Annotated in this window: 10 protein-coding genes and 1 pseudogene; 4 read left to right on the top strand and 7 right to left on the bottom strand. The window is 64.4% G+C overall.

Features of this window, described 5'->3' with window-relative positions:
* Nucleotides 1-90: 90 nt before the first annotated feature.
* Nucleotides 91-2,619: an exo 1,3/1,4-beta-D-glucan glucohydrolase gene (locus J7J08_RS09345; RefSeq protein WP_214904412.1), complete on the bottom strand. Its 2,529-nt coding sequence runs from the start codon at nucleotides 2,617-2,619 to the stop codon at nucleotides 91-93.
* 329 nt (nucleotides 2,620-2,948) lie between these two features.
* Here J7J08_RS09345 and J7J08_RS09350 point away from each other — a divergent pair, with 329 nt between their 5' ends.
* On the top strand, nucleotides 2,949-3,956 hold the full coding sequence (locus J7J08_RS09350; RefSeq protein ID WP_214904415.1) for a LacI family DNA-binding transcriptional regulator: 1,008 nt from the start codon (nucleotides 2,949-2,951) through the stop codon (nucleotides 3,954-3,956).
* A gap of 4 nt (nucleotides 3,957-3,960) precedes the next feature.
* Here the strand turns inward: J7J08_RS09350 and J7J08_RS09355 are convergent, their stop codons facing one another.
* Nucleotides 3,961-5,232 carry a sugar MFS transporter gene (locus tag J7J08_RS09355; protein WP_214904418.1) on the bottom strand — a complete coding sequence of 424 codons (1,272 nt, stop codon included), beginning with the start codon at nucleotides 5,230-5,232 and terminating at the stop codon, nucleotides 3,961-3,963.
* A 422-nt stretch (nucleotides 5,233-5,654) separates the two neighbouring features.
* Between J7J08_RS09355 and J7J08_RS09360 the strand changes: the two genes are divergently transcribed.
* Both J7J08_RS09360 and J7J08_RS09365 read left to right on the top strand, forming a co-directional pair.
* Complete coding sequence (locus tag J7J08_RS09360; RefSeq protein WP_214904421.1) at nucleotides 5,655-8,663, top strand: TonB-dependent receptor; 3,009 nt, start codon at nucleotides 5,655-5,657, stop codon at nucleotides 8,661-8,663.
* A gap of 61 nt (nucleotides 8,664-8,724) precedes the next feature.
* A complete protein-coding gene (locus tag J7J08_RS09365; RefSeq protein WP_214904423.1) occupies nucleotides 8,725-9,741 on the top strand; it encodes a cupin-like domain-containing protein in 1,017 nt (338 codons plus the stop codon).
* Nucleotides 9,742-9,787: 46 nt separating this feature from the next.
* Here J7J08_RS09365 and aceK read toward each other — a convergent pair whose 3' ends face one another.
* Together aceK and J7J08_RS09375 are read right to left on the bottom strand one after the other, a co-directional pair.
* A complete protein-coding gene (aceK, locus tag J7J08_RS09370) occupies nucleotides 9,788-11,524 on the bottom strand; it encodes a bifunctional isocitrate dehydrogenase kinase/phosphatase (protein WP_214904425.1) in 1,737 nt (578 codons plus the stop codon).
* Nucleotides 11,525-11,615: 91 nt separating this feature from the next.
* Nucleotides 11,616-13,181, bottom strand: coding sequence for a hypothetical protein (locus J7J08_RS09375; RefSeq protein WP_214904427.1), 1,566 nt, complete (start codon nucleotides 13,179-13,181; stop codon nucleotides 11,616-11,618).
* Nucleotides 13,182-13,656: 475 nt separating this feature from the next.
* Here J7J08_RS09375 and J7J08_RS09380 point away from each other — a divergent pair, with 475 nt between their 5' ends.
* A complete protein-coding gene (locus tag J7J08_RS09380) occupies nucleotides 13,657-14,085 on the top strand; it encodes a hypothetical protein (RefSeq protein WP_214904429.1) in 429 nt (142 codons plus the stop codon).
* 168 nt (nucleotides 14,086-14,253) lie between these two features.
* On the opposite strand, the pseudogene J7J08_RS09385 reads toward J7J08_RS09380, so the two are convergent.
* The 3 genes and pseudogenes from J7J08_RS09385 to J7J08_RS09395 form a co-directional block, all read right to left on the bottom strand.
* A pseudogene (locus J7J08_RS09385) lies at nucleotides 14,254-14,526 on the bottom strand (NADP-dependent isocitrate dehydrogenase); the annotation flags it as partial.
* Between the two features lie 52 nt (nucleotides 14,527-14,578).
* Nucleotides 14,579-15,025 (bottom strand): DNA-binding protein, encoded by a 447-nt coding sequence (locus J7J08_RS09390; RefSeq protein WP_251006536.1) that lies wholly within the window; start codon nucleotides 15,023-15,025, stop codon nucleotides 14,579-14,581.
* Nucleotides 14,973-15,602 (bottom strand): nucleotidyltransferase domain-containing protein, encoded by a 630-nt coding sequence (locus J7J08_RS09395; protein ID WP_214904432.1) that lies wholly within the window; start codon nucleotides 15,600-15,602, stop codon nucleotides 14,973-14,975. Before J7J08_RS09395 ends, J7J08_RS09390 begins: the two co-directional genes overlap by 53 nt.
* Nucleotides 15,603-15,644 lie beyond the last annotated feature (42 nt).

Genomic DNA, 15,644 nt, shown 5'->3' on the forward strand with positions numbered 1-15,644 from the left:
CCATTTTCATGGTGCACGCGACACATCCTGACGCGGTAGCGCCGGCCGTTGGCCGGCCCATGCATCATTCACCGACGCCGGTTCAATGCATCACTTGCACTCCACCACCCCCTCGGCCTTGTCCGCCTTCGCCGCCACCCGTACCTGGGTGAACGCCGCCGCGAACGGCTTGTCCGCGCTGACCACGAACGGCGCTTCCACCGCCCCCAGGTCCACGCCCTTGCTGGCGAAGCAGGACAGCGGAATGGTCACCGTGCGCTTCTGGCCGGGGCTGAGCGTTGCCAGCGCCGGGGCGATATCCACCCCGCCCTCGCAACCAGTGCCGCACTGCATGGTTACCTTTACCGGCGAGGCGGGTGGGTGCTGCACCATCACGTCGAACTGCAGCGCGCCGTTGCTGCGCGCCAGTGCGCCCAGGTTGCGCCGCGAGGTGCTGCGCGCGATCAGCTCCGCTGGCGCCAGCCAGGTCACTTCGCGGGCGTCCTGCTGGGTGTTGATCTGCACCGTGCGCACCTCGGCCACTGGCGTGGCGGTGGGCCAGCGCAGGCTGGCGTTGAGGTCGTTGCCGAGCGGCTGGGTGGCGCCGTCGGCGGCGATGTGCAGCGAGAACGGCGCAGTGTCCACCCGGTTGAAGATCGGCAGCGTGGTGACTTCACCGCAATGGTCAGGGTTGGCTTCGGGCAGGCGTGCAACCTGCGCCGGCGCTGCGTAGCTCAGCCCATAGCCGAGCTTGAACAGGTCCGGGCGCTTCGGGTCCGGGCGGTCGATCGGTGCCGGGCACGGCACGCCCGGCCACGGGAAACTGAGGCGGCCGTGGAAGTCATGCGCGGGCTTGCCGTCCTTGCCGGCCACCAGCACATCGGTGATGCCCTTGCCTTCGGTACCCGGCAGCCACGCCGCAACAAAGGCCTGCGACAGGTTGAGCAGGTCGTTGGCGTACATCGGGCGGCCCGAGAAATACACGGTGACCAGTGGCTTGCCGGTAGCGGCGACGGCCTTGAGCACGGCCAGGTCCTGCGGCTGCGCGCGGCTGTGGCTGACCGTGTCAGAAGCGAGGATGTCGCCATTGGTTTCGGCGTACGGCGTTTCGCCGATCACCGCGACCACGACATCGAAGCTCGAGGCGTCGATGCCCGTGGCGTCCGCACTGTAGGTCACCTGCTGAGCGCCCAGTTCGGCGCGCAGCGCACCCAACACCGAATCGGCATGGGGGAAATCGGCATTGGTGTTCTCGGTGCCCTGCCAGGTGAGCGACCAGCCACCGGCCTGGTCGGACAGGCTGTCCGCGCTCTTGCCCACCACCAGTACGCGCGCGTCGCGCTTGAGCGGCAGCACCTTGTCCTGGTTCTTCAGCAGCACCAGCGATTCGCGTACCGCTTCACGCGCCAGTTCGCGGTGCTGCACGGCATTGGCGTCGCCTGCGTAGCGGCTGTCGGACGGTTTGTGCTCGAACAGACCCGCGCGCAGCTTCACGCGCAGGATGCGAGTCACCGCATCGTCGATGCGTGCCATCGGGATCTCGCCGCTCTCCACCTGGGCGATGGTGTTGGCAATGAAGGCCTTCCAGTCATCGGGCACCATCACCATGTCGATGCCGGCGTTGATCGCCTGCGCGCAGCTGTCATTGCGGCAGCCGGGTACCTGGGCGATGCCGTTCCAGTCGGACACCACGAAGCCGTCGAAGCCCATCTTGTCCTTCAGTGCGCCAGTGAGCAGCGCCTCACTGCCGTGCATCTTGCCGTAGTCGACGCCCCCTGCCTTGTCGTTCCAGCTGTTGAACGAGGCCATCACGGTCTGCACGCCTTCGCCCAGCGCGCCAAAGTAGCCCTGGCCGTGTACGTTGATCATGGTGGCCTTGTCCACCGTGGCCTCGCCCTGGTCGCGGCCGTTGTCGGTGGCCCCATCGCCGATGTAGTGCTTGGCGGTGGCCACTACGTTGCCGTCGTTGGTGAAGCGGCCCTGCGCGCCCTTGACGTAGGCCTGCGCGTATTCGCGCACGATGCCGGGGTCGGACGAGAAGCTTTCGTAGGTCCGGCCCCAGCGCGGGTCATGCGCGACCGCCAGGGTGGGTGCGAACACCCAGCCGATGCCGGTGGCGCGGGTGGCGCTGCCGGTGGCGGCGCCAATGCGCTCGATCAGTGCCGCATCGCGGGTGGCGCCCAGGCCGATGTTGTGCGGGAACAGGGTGGCACCATACACGTTGCTGTGGCCGTGCACCGCGTCGGTGCCCCAGATCACCGGCACCGGGGTGCGCGCGTCGGTGGCCAGCGACGCAGCATGGTAGGCATCGGCCAGTTTGACCCAGTCCGCCACGCTGGCGTGCTTGTCCATGCCCGGCCACGAGCCACCGCCGTTGAGCACCGAACCGATGTAGTACGTGCGCACCTGTTCCGGCGTGATCTGCTTGATCTCGGGCTGGGTCATCTGCCCGACCTTCTGGGCCAGGGTCATCTGCGCAAGAATGCTGCGCACGCGGCTTTCGATGGCCGGGTCGGCGGCAATCGCACTGGTCACGCGTGGCCAGTCCTGCAGGCGCTCGGCGGCGGGCGCGGCATGCGCCTGGGCGGTCAATGCCGTCAGTACACAGACGGTGAGAAGAGTCTTCCGGGCGCGGCTCACGGGCATCTACCTTCAAGGGAATGTGCGGATGTTGGACCGGACGCAGGCCGTTTCGGCGCATCCGGTGACAGCGCTGTCATATAAGCCGGGCGGGGCGCTGTCAACCATCGGGCGAGATGCTTGTCCTTGCATCCCCGTGGTTGCTGGCCCGGCCGTTTTCGAACGTGGTGCGAATGCGCGGTTGCTGTTGCAACGCCGCATGGAATTTCAGGTCGTGCACGAACGCCCTGCGTCGTGGCACCATCCGCCTGCTTCGGTAACCCCGAAACGACACGGGCGCACTACCATCGGCAGCGGCCGGCCGGCTCTCCAGGAGGATCCATCGCACCATGCGTAGTCGTATCGAGGATGTCGCCGCCATTGCGGGCGTTTCGATCAAGACCGTATCGCGCGTGCTCAACAATGAGCCGAACGTGCGCACGGAAACGCGCGATCGCGTGCTCGCCGCGGTCACCCGGCTGGGGTACAGACCGAACCTGTCGGCGCGCAGCCTGGCGGGGCAGCGCTCGTATGCATTGGCGCTGGTCTACAACAACCCCTCGCGCAACTACCTGATGGAAATCCAGAACGGCATGCTGGAGGCCTGTCACGCGAACCATTACAACCTGATCCTGGGACCGGTCGGCATCGGTCGGCGCACCCTGCCCGACCTCGCCGCGCTGTTCGAGAACTCGCGGCCGGATGGCGTGGTGTTGATCCCGCCACTGACCGATGATGCGGTGGTGCTGGCGTACCTGGAAGACAACGAGATTCCGTTCTCCTGCATCGCGCCGCGCCATCCCGACGGCCGGATCGGCGTGCGCATGGACGAGACCACGGCCGTGGTGGAGCTGATCGGGCACCTGGTGGCACAGGGTCACCGCCGCATCGCGCACATCAAAGGCCCGCGCGCGCATGGCGCCTGCCAGTGGCGCCTGGCCGGGTACCGCCAGGCCTTGCGCGAAGCGGGGATCGACTACGACCCCGCGCTGGTGGTGAACGGCCAGTTTTCGTTCGAATCCGGTATCGAGGCGGCCAACGCGCTGCTGGACCTGCCCGAGCCGCCGACCGCGATCTTCGCGGCCAACGATGACATGGCCGCCGCGGTGTTCCGGGTGGCCGGCCAACGCGGCCTGCGCGTGCCGCGCGACCTCTCGGTGTGCGGCTTCGATGACACGCCGATCGCCGGGCACATCTACCCGGCGCTGACCACCGTGCGCCAGCCCACCGACACCATGGGTCGGCTGGCCACCGAGCAGCTGATCGAACGCATCCGCTCGCCCCAGGCCGGCCGCATGGTCACGGTGGAACACGCCGTGCTGGTGCGTGAATCCACCCACGCACCGCGACGGCGCTGAACATTCAGGTGCAACGGCGCGAACCGCGCCACGCGTAGAACACAATGAACAGGTAGCACAGCATCGGCAGCAGGAAGGACGCCTGCAGCCCGTAGTGGTCGGCCAGCCAACCGACCGCCAGGGGAATCACCGCGCCACCCACGATCGCCATCACCAGCAGGCTGGAGCCCTGCCCGGTGAGCGGCCCCAGGCCGCCGATGGCCAGCGCGAAGATGGTCGGGAACATGATCGAATTGAACAGGCCCACGCTGACCACGCTCCACTTGGCCAGCTCCCCGGTGCCGAGCATGGTCACCGCCAGCAGGCCCATCACCGCCAGCGCGAACAACCCAAGCAGGCGACGCGGATCGAAGCGCGCCAGCAGGAACGTACCGACCAGGCGGCCCACCAGCGCACCGCCCCAGTACAGCGATACATAGCGAGTGGCTTCCTGCTCGGTAAGCCCTTCGCCGATACCCGGCATGGACAGGAAGTTGACCAGCACGCTACCGATCGATACTTCAGCGCCCACATAGAAGAAGATTGCCAGCACGCCGAAGGCCAGGTGCTTGTGGCGCAACGCCGCACCCAGGGTGCCGTGTTCCTTGCTGTCTTCCACACCGGCAATGCTGGGCAGGCGGAACATCCAGATCGCTGCGGCCAGCACGAACAACGCGATGGCCAGGCCGAAGTACGGCACCTGCACCGATTGCGCTTCGGCGGCACGGTAAGCCAGCGCTTCGGCCTGCGGCAGCAGCGCCAGCTGTTCGGCGCTGCGGGGCTCGGCCGCCAGGATCAGCAGCCCACCGAACAGCGGGGCAATGGTGGTGCCCAGCGCGTTCATCGACTGGGCCAGGGTAAGCCGGCTGGAGCTGGTCTGCTCCGGGCCCAGCAGCGCCACGTAAGGATTCGCTGCTACCTGCAGCACGGTGATGCCCGTGGCCAGCACGAACAGCGCGCCCAGGAACAGGCCGTACACATGCAGTGCGGCCGCCGGCCAGAACAACAGCGCGCCAACACCGGCGATGGCCAGCCCGGCCACGATGCCGCGCTTGTAGCCCACGGCGGCAACCAGTCGCCCCGCCGGCAGCGACATCAGGAAGTACGCACCGAAGAAGGTGAACTGGATGAGCATGGCCTGCACCCAGGTCAGCGAGAACGCGGCCTTGAGGTGCGGAATCAGGATGTCGTTGAGGCAGGTGATGAAGCCCCACATGAAGAAGATCGCCGTCACCACGGCCAGCGCCATGCGTGTGCTCTGTACGTGTTGCCCGCGAACCACGGTGGATGTGTCCATTGCCTGTCCTTCTGATGGGAATTGCCAGCCATGCGGCGGCCAGACATGGAACCCGCTCGGAGTGCCGTTGTCCAGCGCTGTCAGACAACCGGTCCGCCGGCGCGACATCAGCCAACGGCGACCCGAAATCCCATCCTGCGCAGTTTCGTTCTGCACTGCACAACGACGCGCCCTGACTGAATCGGGCGCGCCACGTCACGGTAAAACCGGGTGAAAAGGCCTGCGTTGCAGCGTTTAGCGGCTGTACAGCACCCTGCTTCAGGACATGAAGAGACACCTGTGGGTACACAACCAAACAGGCGCCATATGGCACTTTGTTGACAACGCTGTCAGGCGTGGGCCCAATCCGGCCACATCGTTGTTGAATCGCGCCAGACACCGTAGAACTGCCATTACCGATTTTCCCTGGGGAGGGAGCTTCCATGAAGACGTACAAGGCCGTACCCCGCAAGGCAATGCTCACTTCCGCCCTGCTCGCCGTGTTGGCCGGGCCGGCATGGGCGCAGGACACCACCCGCGACGGCGCCGCGTCGTCGTCCGAAGGTCTCGACCCGACTACGCTCGATACGGTGCAGGTCACCGGTATCCGTGGCAGCCTCACCTCGTCGATGAACCTCAAGCGCGACAGCCAGGGCGTGGTCGATGGCATCGTGGCCGAGGACATCGGCAAGTTCCCCGATACCAACCTTGCCGAATCGCTGCAGCGCATCAGCGGCGTGTCGATCGACCGCACCGCCAGCGGTGAAGGCTCCAAGGTGACCGTGCGCGGCATCGGCCCGGACTTCAACCTGGTGCTGCTCAACGGCCGCCAGATGCCCGCGTCCAACCTGGGCAACGGCGGCGCCGGTCTGTCCAGCTCGCGCTCGTTCGACTTCGCCAACATCGCATCGGAATCGATCTCGGCTGTCGAAGTGTTCAAGACCACCCGCGCCGACAACCCGACCGGTGGCATCGGTGCCACGATCAACGTCAAGACCCTGCGCCCGCTGGAATCGGAGCCCGTGGTCAGCGTCGGCCTGAAGGCGGTCAGCGACACCTCCAACGACAACCTGCCGCGCACCCTCCAGGGCTCGAAGTACACCGGTGAAATCTCGGGCATCTTCAGCGACAAGACCGACGATGGGCGCTTCGGTTACATGCTCAGCGGCAGCTACCAGGAGCGCGATTCCGGCTTCAACCAGGCCACGGTTGCCGAGGGCTGGGCCACGCTCGAGGGCGACAACACCACCGACTGGCGCGCGCTGCCGCAGCCAGGCCAGGGCTATGCCGACCGCATCCAGAATCGTCCGGGGCCCAACGATGTGTACGGGCGCCCGCAGAACACCGCCTACAACGTCAACGGCGTGCAGCGCCAGCGCACCAACGCCCAGGCCACCCTGCAGTGGAAGCCGGTCGACAACGTGACCACCACGTTGGACTACACCTATGTCGAGAACAAGGTGCAGCAGCAGCGCAGCGAGCTTTCGGTATGGTTCAACTACGGCCCCGGCGACAGCATCTGGACCAACGGCCCGGTCGCTGCGCCGATCATCTACAGCGAGGACATGACCAACTCGGACGTGTCGATGGGCGGCGCACGGCTGGCCACCAAGAACGAGATGGACTCGCTGGGCTTCAACGTGGAATGGGAAGTCAACGATGCATTGACCCTGTCCTTCGACGCGCATAATTCCAGCGCCGAATCCCAGCCGGACAGCAAGTACGGTTCGGCCGGCGTGCTCGGCGTGGCCGCCTTCGTGCGTGGCAAGACCACCGTGGACTACAGCGGCGACCTGCCGATCATCAACATCGCCCTGCCGCCGGGTGGCGTGCAGGCCGCCGATGCCCTGGTTACCGGCTCAGTGTTCCAGAACAGCTATAACAAGTCCGAGGTGGACCAGTACCGGGGCCGCGGCACGTTCAAGTTCGCCGACTATTCCGCGCTGGACTTCGGCGTGGGCTATACCGACGTGAAGAACCGTTCGGCCTCGGCGATCATGCAGCGCGACAGCTGGGGCGGCGTGGGCACGCCCGCCGATTACGATGACAGCATCTGGTACGCCGACGACATGGCCAAGTACTTCGATGCCTTCTCCGGGCACAACGATCCGCGCATGACCGGCCAGTTCCTGGTGTTCGACTACGACCGTCTGATCGCGCGCGCGGCCCAGGTCGGCAGTGCCGGCAGCCCGGCCTGCCCAACCTGCTACTTCGCGCCCACCGAGTACTCCGAAGACATCCGCACCAACGAAAAGTCCAAGAGCGCCTTCCTGCAGTACCGCACCACGTTCGACTGGTCGATGCCGCTGAACGTGGCGGTAGGCGTGCGCTATGAACAGACCGACGTGGATTCCACCGCGATGGTGCGGATGCCCAACGGCATCAGCTGGAGCTCGGCCAACGAACTCAACATCGATTACGCCAGCGAGAGCGGTTTCATCAACGATAGCGGCAAGTACGATTATGTGCTGCCCAACCTGGACCTGAAACTGGACCTCAGCGATACGCTGGCACTGCGCGGCAGCTACAGCCGCAGCCTGGGCCGCCCGGGCTGGACCCAGATCCAGAGCGGGCAGACCCTGGCGGGCATCGTGCGCACGCAGGGCGGCACGGGTTCGCGCGGCAACCCGGCGCTGGAACCGCTGCTGTCGGACAACTTCGATCTGTCGCTGGAGTGGTACTACGGCGAATCCAGCTACGCCTCGGTCGGCTTCTTCCGCAAGAACATCAAAAACTTCATCAGCGACACCATCGTGCGCGAGAACACCGGCAACCTGCACACCCCAGTGGGCGGCGCGTACTGGAATGCGGCGCTGGCGGACGGCTGCGGGGTGAGCGACATGCCCTGCATCCGCGATTACATCTTCACCAACTTCAACGGCCAGCCCGGCGTGACCGCCACCGGCACCAACTCGGCCGGGCAGCTCACCGGCACCATCGTCGGCCAGCCCGGCGACCCGGTGGCCGGGTTCGACATCACCCTGCCGGCCAACCAGCGTTCGGACCATCTTGATGGCTGGGAAATCGCGGTGCAGCACCTGTTCGGGCAATCCGGCTTCGGTCTGGCCGCCAACTACACCAAGGTGAAGTCGGGGCTGACCTTCGATGACCTGAGCCTGGGCGACCAGTACCCGATGGTGGGACTGAGCGACTCGGCCAACCTGGTGGCGTTCTACGACAAGCACAACTGGCAGATCCGTGCGGCCTACAACTGGCGCGAGAAGTTCCTCAACGGCATCGGCGGCCAGGGCCCCAACCCCAACTACACCGATGATTACGGGCAGCTCGACCTCAACATCAGCTATGCGGTCAGCGAGCAGCTGTCGCTGAGCCTGGAGGCGATCAACCTCACCGACGAGACCATGCGCACGTACTCGCGCCATACCAACATGCTGCGTTACGCCACCCAGACCGGCCCGCGCTACATGTTCGGCGTTCGCTACAAGTTCTGAGCAGCAGCGGTGTGGCGGGTCTACACTCGCCACACCGCCACCGCCCGCAAGCGACCCTGCCATGCCTGCAACGCCCGGTCCGATCGACGAAGTGCGCGACCTCGACTGCCACCGGCTGGCGCAGGTCCTGCCGACCTGGACCACGCCCAAGGTGATCCGCGGGCTGGTGGCGGACTGGCCGATGGTCAGCGCTGCGCGCGACTCGGCCGACGCCGCGGTCGCCCATCTCAAGCAGTACGACCACGGCACCTTGCCCGTCACCGCCACGACCGCGCCGCCTGAAGCGAAGGGCCGGATCTTCTACAACGCGGACATGAGCGGCTTCAATTTCCGCCGCGAGCAGATTGCGCTGAAGGTGGTGCTGGATACGCTGCTCAAGTACCGCAGTACGCCTGCTCCGCCCACCATCTACGTAGCCTCGACCACCCTGGACAGCTTCCTGCCCGGCTTCCGCCAGGACAACCCGCTGGCGCTGGGCGTGGACGAACCGCTGGCCAGCATCTGGATCGGCAACCGCTCGCGCATCGCCGCCCATCACGACGTGCCGGACAACCTGGCCTGCGTGGCCGCCGGACGCCGCCGGGTCACCCTGTTTCCGCCGGATCAGATCGGCAATCTTTATGTCGGTCCGCTGGACTTCACCCCGGCCGGCCAGGCGGTGAGCCTGGTGGACTTCGCCGCGCCGGACCTGGATCGCTTCCCGCGCTTTGCCCGCGCCATGGCCAGCGCCCAAGTGGCCGAGCTGGGGCCGGGCGATGCGGTATTCATTCCCTCGTTGTGGTGGCACCACATGGAAGGGCTGGATGATTTCAACGTGCTGGTGAACTACTGGTGGCGCCCGGTGCCGGCCTGGATGGACCCGCCGATGAACGCGCTGATGCTCTCGCTGCTGGCGCTGCGGGGGTTGCCGCCCGCCCAGCGCAGGGATTGGCGGGCGCTGTTCGACCACTACGTGTTTGCGGCCGGGGCCGAAACCACCGCGCATATTCCCGAGCCGGCACGCGGGGTGCTGGGCACGCTCGACGCAGCAACGGCCGCCAATGTGCGCAGCGTGCTGCGCAAGCGGCTGGAACGTTGAGCCCGGTATAACGCCAAGCGCAGCCCAGCGTCGTATCGGGGGCGAATCAGGCCAGCCGACGATTGCCGGTGTAAGGCGGCGTATCGGGATAGTCGCCGGCCGCGAAGCGCGCCTGCAGGCCTTGCCACCACTGTGGGTCGAACAGATGCGCATGGTGTTCGCGCACCGCGGCAAGCTCGTCGGCCGGCAACCCCATGAACGGGGCGAAACGCTCGGGGAACACATCACGCGGACCTACGTGGAACCACGGCTCAGCGGCCAGGGCTTCGTCGGCATTGCGCGGCGTCGGCCATGCGCGGAACACGCAATCACTGACCAGGCACAGCTCGTCGTAGTCGTAGAACACCGCCCGCCCATGCCGGGACACACCGAAGTTCTTGGGCAGCATGTCACCCGGAAAGATGTTGTTGCGCGCCATGTCGGTAATTGCCTGCGCGTAGTCCAGCGCGGCGGCATGGCGGGCTTCGGCGGTCTGCTCGCGCAGGTAGAGATTGAGCGGGCGGAAGCGGCGCTGCACGTAGCACAGGGCGATCACCAGCGAATCGCCGTCTTCGCGCACGCTGGCCGCGCACTGGGTGAGCAGCTCTTCACGCAGTGCCGGCGAGAAGCGCGCCTTCGGAAAGCGCAGGTGCCGGTAGGGCTGCGCGTCCAGCAGGCGGCCGACGCGGTCCAGGTTGAACACCAGCGCGTACTTCTCTTCCACCTGGTGCCGGGTCATGGTCTTGGGCCAGGCGAAGCGGTCGCGGATCAGCTTGAACACCAGCGGGTAGCTGGGCAGGGTGAACACCGCCATGACCATGCCCGGGGTGCCGTCAGCGTGCACCAGCTGTTCGTCGGGATGGTCCTGGAAGTGCCGGAAGAACGTGCGGTAGCGCTCGGTCTTGCCTTGCTTGGCACGGCCCAGCACGGTGTATATCTCATCGATGGGCTTGGCCGGCAGCAGGCTGCGCAGGAACACCACCGCATCGCCGACCGTGGCCAGGTCGGCCTGGAAGTAGCTGCGTGATACGCCGAACAGGTGCGCCACATCACGGCGGCGTGTCAGCACCGCCTCGGCACGCAGACCGGCGCCATCGTTGACCAGCGCGATCACGCAGGGCGAGAAGCGGTGTTCGCCAAATACCCGGCCCACCAGATACGCGCGGCGCTCACGGTAGAACACCGTGTCGAGCAGCTCGATGCTGCGCACCGGCTGGGTACCCCAGTGCTGCAGGTCGTCCTGCAGGCGCACGGCAATGGCTGCCGCACAGCGCAGCTGGTGTGCGTAAGGTACATCGAAGCGGTAATCGCCCAGCACCCGCATGAACGCCTCGGCCGGCCGCGTGGCCGACAACGCGTAGGTGTGCCGCGCCACCGGATGGGTGATGGCATCGGACGGCTCCACGTCCATCGCCATGAACTCCACCGCCGCATCCACGCCTTCGGTGGCGAACAGGCGCCGGGCAAGCGTGTTGTAGAAGGTCTTATACAGCTCGGCATCGATCAACCCACCGACCAGACCGGCGTAGGCCGTCCGGATCTGCAGCCACAGCCTGCGCTCACCAACGGTCTGGCCGGCTGCGCGCCTCAGTAGATCCACGGTTTCAGCAATGCAGCGGTCATACAGCCCGATGCGCTCCACCGCATCCTGTCGCGCGCCGTTCCAGTCGCGGGTCTCGAAACGCACCCGCGCGCGGCGGGTCACCCCGGCGAAGCGCGCGTGGTAGTCCTCGAAGCCAGCGCGGATCAGCGCGGCAAGGCGCGCGGCCAACGCATCGTCATCGGGGGAATCGGCAACAGCCATGCAGCGCGACCGGAAGGACCGACCCTCACCATAGTGGTGCCGGCCCATGGCCGGCAAGCCCGCCACACCATGGCGACCGCCCAAGCCTTCATCACGCAGCGGATTGCACGTCCGTATCGCCCGTTGATCCAGCGGAGGCCTCGATGAGCAGGATCCGCACGCGGTTACTACGGCACTGCACGGTACCCCCGTAGGCCAAGGTACGCCCGGTCAGCCGCTCGATCGCCAGTTTCATGGTTGACTCGGACAGGTGTGCACCGGAATCGAGGAGCGCAACACTGGCCACCATGCCTCGATACCCACCCATGCGGCCGCAGCGCGCCCGGATCTTGATCTGCCCCGCCTCATGCTTGAGCAGCAGGGAGGTAGCCTCCACCAGCGTGCGATACGCGGCCAGCTGCAGCCCCATGCTGAACGTGCAGGGATCCCCCACCAGGCGGGGATCCGCAACGCGATTTGTCTGGTTCCACGCTTCGTTGATTCCTCCAATCTGCAGGGCGAGATAGAGACCGACGTGTTCCAGCGAAGTCGGATACACCATGCTTGTCTCACCTCGAAACTGCCTTGAGTTCGACACCGAGATGCGCAACAGACTCTTGGCGAGGCCGGGATTGCCACTCTCTTCCAGAACCTGCGCAATCTGGCTGAGTGTCTGGTCCAGACCGTCTCCCAGATTTCGCATGCTCAACGCTCTTTCCCGGAGATCCATCTCACTCGCGATATGTGTGGATCTGACGTGGTTGATCGCCATCTTCTTGGCGATGTCGCCGGTTCGATGCTGGTGGTAGTGGTGGGTTATACGGGATCCGAGCACGAGCAGCGCCGTTCCGGCCAGAATCATGATCTGCTGGGTGAAGAACGTATCTTGATCGAAGGATAGATGGGTTGGCGCTGGGGTCGTCAATCCTAAGATCAGATTGAGAAGTGGCACACCCACCGCTGCACCCCGCCATCCATGCATGCACGTCAACGCAATGGCAGGCAGGGCCATCGAGAGCTGCAACGTTGTCCTGAGCTCAGAACGCTCCGGGTCAACCAATGCTGCCGATGATCCGAGCGCGAGCATGATCAGGAGCACGCAGATCGCAGGCCTGAACAAGGTCATATCAATCGCCGTGCCTGGGCTTCGGCAAACCCAGAGCATCGCGATTGGCGCTATGGTCAGCACTCCAAGAACGTCGCCCAATGCATAGCGCACAGCACGCGCGACCAACGGGATTGGCGGAGGTGTGGGCCAAAGCATCTCCGCCAGGATCACATTCAAAAATGTGACTACAAGCACCGAGATTGCAGCTGCGGATAAAAGCCATACATCGACTCTCGCTGCCAGAAGGCGCCGGTGAAGATACATGATCATCGCTACTGCCGGCATCAGGCACACTGACGCCGAGACCGCCCACGCGGCTCCATACTTCTCGACCAATGGATAGCGCATCTGCGCGAAGTACGCGTACTCGTCCATAATGAGATAGGGCCACAGCCTTGGCGGACAAACAAGCAACGCGGCAATTCGAACGCCGGCCGGCAGGTAGAACTGATCGAGCGACAGCTTACGCGCTGTCCAACAGGCCAGGGCATAGATGACCGCAAGCGCGACCCCCTCCGGTCGAACAAAAATAGCGAGCCTGATACCTTTCTTCCACCATTCCAGTCGCACACGATGCTCCTATCCCCAAGCCCACTTCCCGTTGAGGCAGGCACTTGGCGGCAAAACCGTATCGGGGGACCGCTTCTTGTGCAATCGGTAGAACTGACGATGGTCCAATCAACACAGCGTCGTTCAAAGTAGTTATTGATCACCATCACAACAAGATGCTGACCAGGCCCTCAATTGAGCACGCTGCACGCCTGATCGTCTGCATGGATATGGGAGGTGAGCATCGTCCCAGCCCCAAGCTGACGCGGTACTTTCGTCAAAGTCCTAGATGGTCATGACGCCGCAAATCACCCGCTTTTTTAGTAACGGCGTGACCTGGCATCTCGTAACCACTCCAAAGCATCCCCATCCCCCGCAAGGGCTGAAGATCCATCGGATCATCTGGACTCAGAGATTCTTCAATGCTTAAGGTTCAAGCAGAACATAGGATGGAGATGACCCCAACCGTCACCCCACCTGTCTTAGTGAGGCTTCCGTGCGCTCGTCATCCCGCTGGCTTGTTCTTCTCGCTTCGCCTCTCGTCCTGCAGCCATCAACTGCTATCGCCCAGCACGACGATCACGGCACGGAGCAAGCCAAACGCGGACTTGGCCAGTCATTTCCGAACGCTTTGAATCAGAGCCTGCATCCAAATTGGCATGTCTATGAATTCGAGCGCGACGGAATCTCGTACTACCAGGTCAATGACATGGCTGGTCGCCTGCATCTGATCGTTGCCAAGGCAGGCGACGCGTTCTGGTCACTCCCCGCTGGAGAGTCTGGTGCCAGGATCTCATTGCCCGCTTGGCCACAGCTCCCGCACCCAACCTCGGTACCCATTGAGGTATACAGAGATTCGGAGTTCGCGTTGATCTTGCATAACGACAGCAACGACGCCATGTGGTCAATTGAGCTGATCCGCTGAATCGCCTGAAGATCGAGACAGCATGACGGTGCTGCCCGCGATCACTTGCTGACAAGAATACTGTCAACCACTGCACCTGACGGACACCACGTACTTTCGGTACAGAACAAAAAACCCGCGCCGAAGCGCGGGTTTCTCGTCGATCACCGCAGGGGTGGAATCGAACGCTTACAACGCAGTCAATGCCGTGTTGAAGGTGCTGCTCGGGCACATCGCCTTGCTGGCCTTCACCACGTCCGGGGGGTAGTAGCCGCCGATGTCCACCGGCTTGCCCTGCGCGGCGATCAGCTCACCGACGATGGCCTGCTCATTGTCCGCCAGCGCCTTGGCCAGCGGGGCGAAGCGTGCCCTCAGTGCGGCATCGTCGTCCTGCGCGGCCAGGGCCTGGGCTCAGTACAGCTCGATGTAGAAGTGGCTGCCACGGTTGTCGATGCCGCCGAGCTGGGGAGAGGCTCACAGCCGACCCGCTGGATTGTATGCCGTTGGTGGGAGGTTACAGCGGGAACACTTCCGGATGACGCGCATGCAGCCATTGCTCTGTATGCAGCAGCAGACCTGCGGCGTGATCAATGCAAGCCTTCAGGGTTGCCTCGGACACCGGATCACCCTCGTAGTCGGTGAGGTGACGCTGGCGGCGCAACGCATCCAGCACGATGATGTCGTCCCTTGGCACTTCCATCGCGTGTATCAGGCACTGAATCGCGGTCTGGTGGTGACCAGGCTGACTGGTAGATGTCCGATAGCCGCTCGCCCAAAGGCCAATCATTGCGCACTGCATGACACACTTGTAACCGGCGTCAAATCGATTGTCCGAGCTGATTTGATCAAATCGCGCGTCCGCCAGATTTCGTCGTGCGGCGTCCAGCAACTTGCGCAGTGAGATGGGTTCAGCGCTGTGCGCCTTGAGCTGCCGGATCGCCAGCAAGTTTTCCAATGTCATCCTTGTCTCCTGTTACCAGCAGCTTGGGCTTTGCCAACAGCCCGGTGGCAAACGCATCACCGGTCTGCACCCGTCGCATGAACTCTTCCACTGAGTACAGCACAGGATTGATCTCCCGATGCAACACTTCCTGCGCGGGGTGGATCGCACGCACCAGGTCAGCGAACCCCAGATCGCCCAGAACCAGCAGATCCACGTCGCTACCGTTGACTTCGGTACCTGTTGCCATCGAACCGAAGACCCACGCCAAGGAGACGTGATCGGCCACCGACGCCAATGAATCGCGAAGGACTGGCACCACGCCATGGGTCTTTCGGAACATCGCAGCCAAGTCGTCGAACAGTACGCACGCGCGATTCGCCCGGTAGTGAACCTGATTACCCTGTTCGCTCCGCAGCAGCAGCCCGGACTCGGTGAGCTTGTCCAGTTCGCGTGCAAGGGTGCCGGCGTGGGTGCCGGTTATCCTGGCCAACTCGCGCAGGTGGAGACTGGCATCCTGCTGCAGCAGCAGCGCTGCCAGCACCCGTTGGCGGGTGGCCGGGAACAGGACGCCCATCAGTAGCGAAGTGTTGCTCATCAGGCGACAACTGTTGCTTATTTGGCAACATATTGCAAGTGA

The organism is Stenotrophomonas sp. ISL-67, assembly GCF_018612915.1.
Lineage (GTDB): Bacteria > Pseudomonadota > Gammaproteobacteria > Xanthomonadales > Xanthomonadaceae > Stenotrophomonas.

Bases quoted from the DNA above. Each gene is read 5' to 3' on its own strand.
- J7J08_RS09350 (WP_214904415.1), top strand. From the start codon at position 2,949: ATGCGTAGTCGTATCGAGGATGTCGCCGCCATTGCGGGCGTTTCGATC.
- J7J08_RS09355 (WP_214904418.1), bottom strand. From the start codon at position 5,232: ATGGACACATCCACCGTGGTTCGCGGGCAACACGTACAGAGCACACGC.
- J7J08_RS09360 (WP_214904421.1), top strand. From the start codon at position 5,655: ATGAAGACGTACAAGGCCGTACCCCGCAAGGCAATGCTCACTTCCGCC.
- J7J08_RS09365 (WP_214904423.1), top strand. From the start codon at position 8,725: ATGCCTGCAACGCCCGGTCCGATCGACGAAGTGCGCGACCTCGACTGC.
- aceK (WP_214904425.1), bottom strand. From the start codon at position 11,524: ATGGCTGTTGCCGATTCCCCCGATGACGATGCGTTGGCCGCGCGCCTT.
- J7J08_RS09390 (WP_251006536.1), bottom strand. From the start codon at position 15,025: ATGACATTGGAAAACTTGCTGGCGATCCGGCAGCTCAAGGCGCACAGC.
- J7J08_RS09395 (WP_214904432.1), bottom strand. From the start codon at position 15,602: ATGAGCAACACTTCGCTACTGATGGGCGTCCTGTTCCCGGCCACCCGC.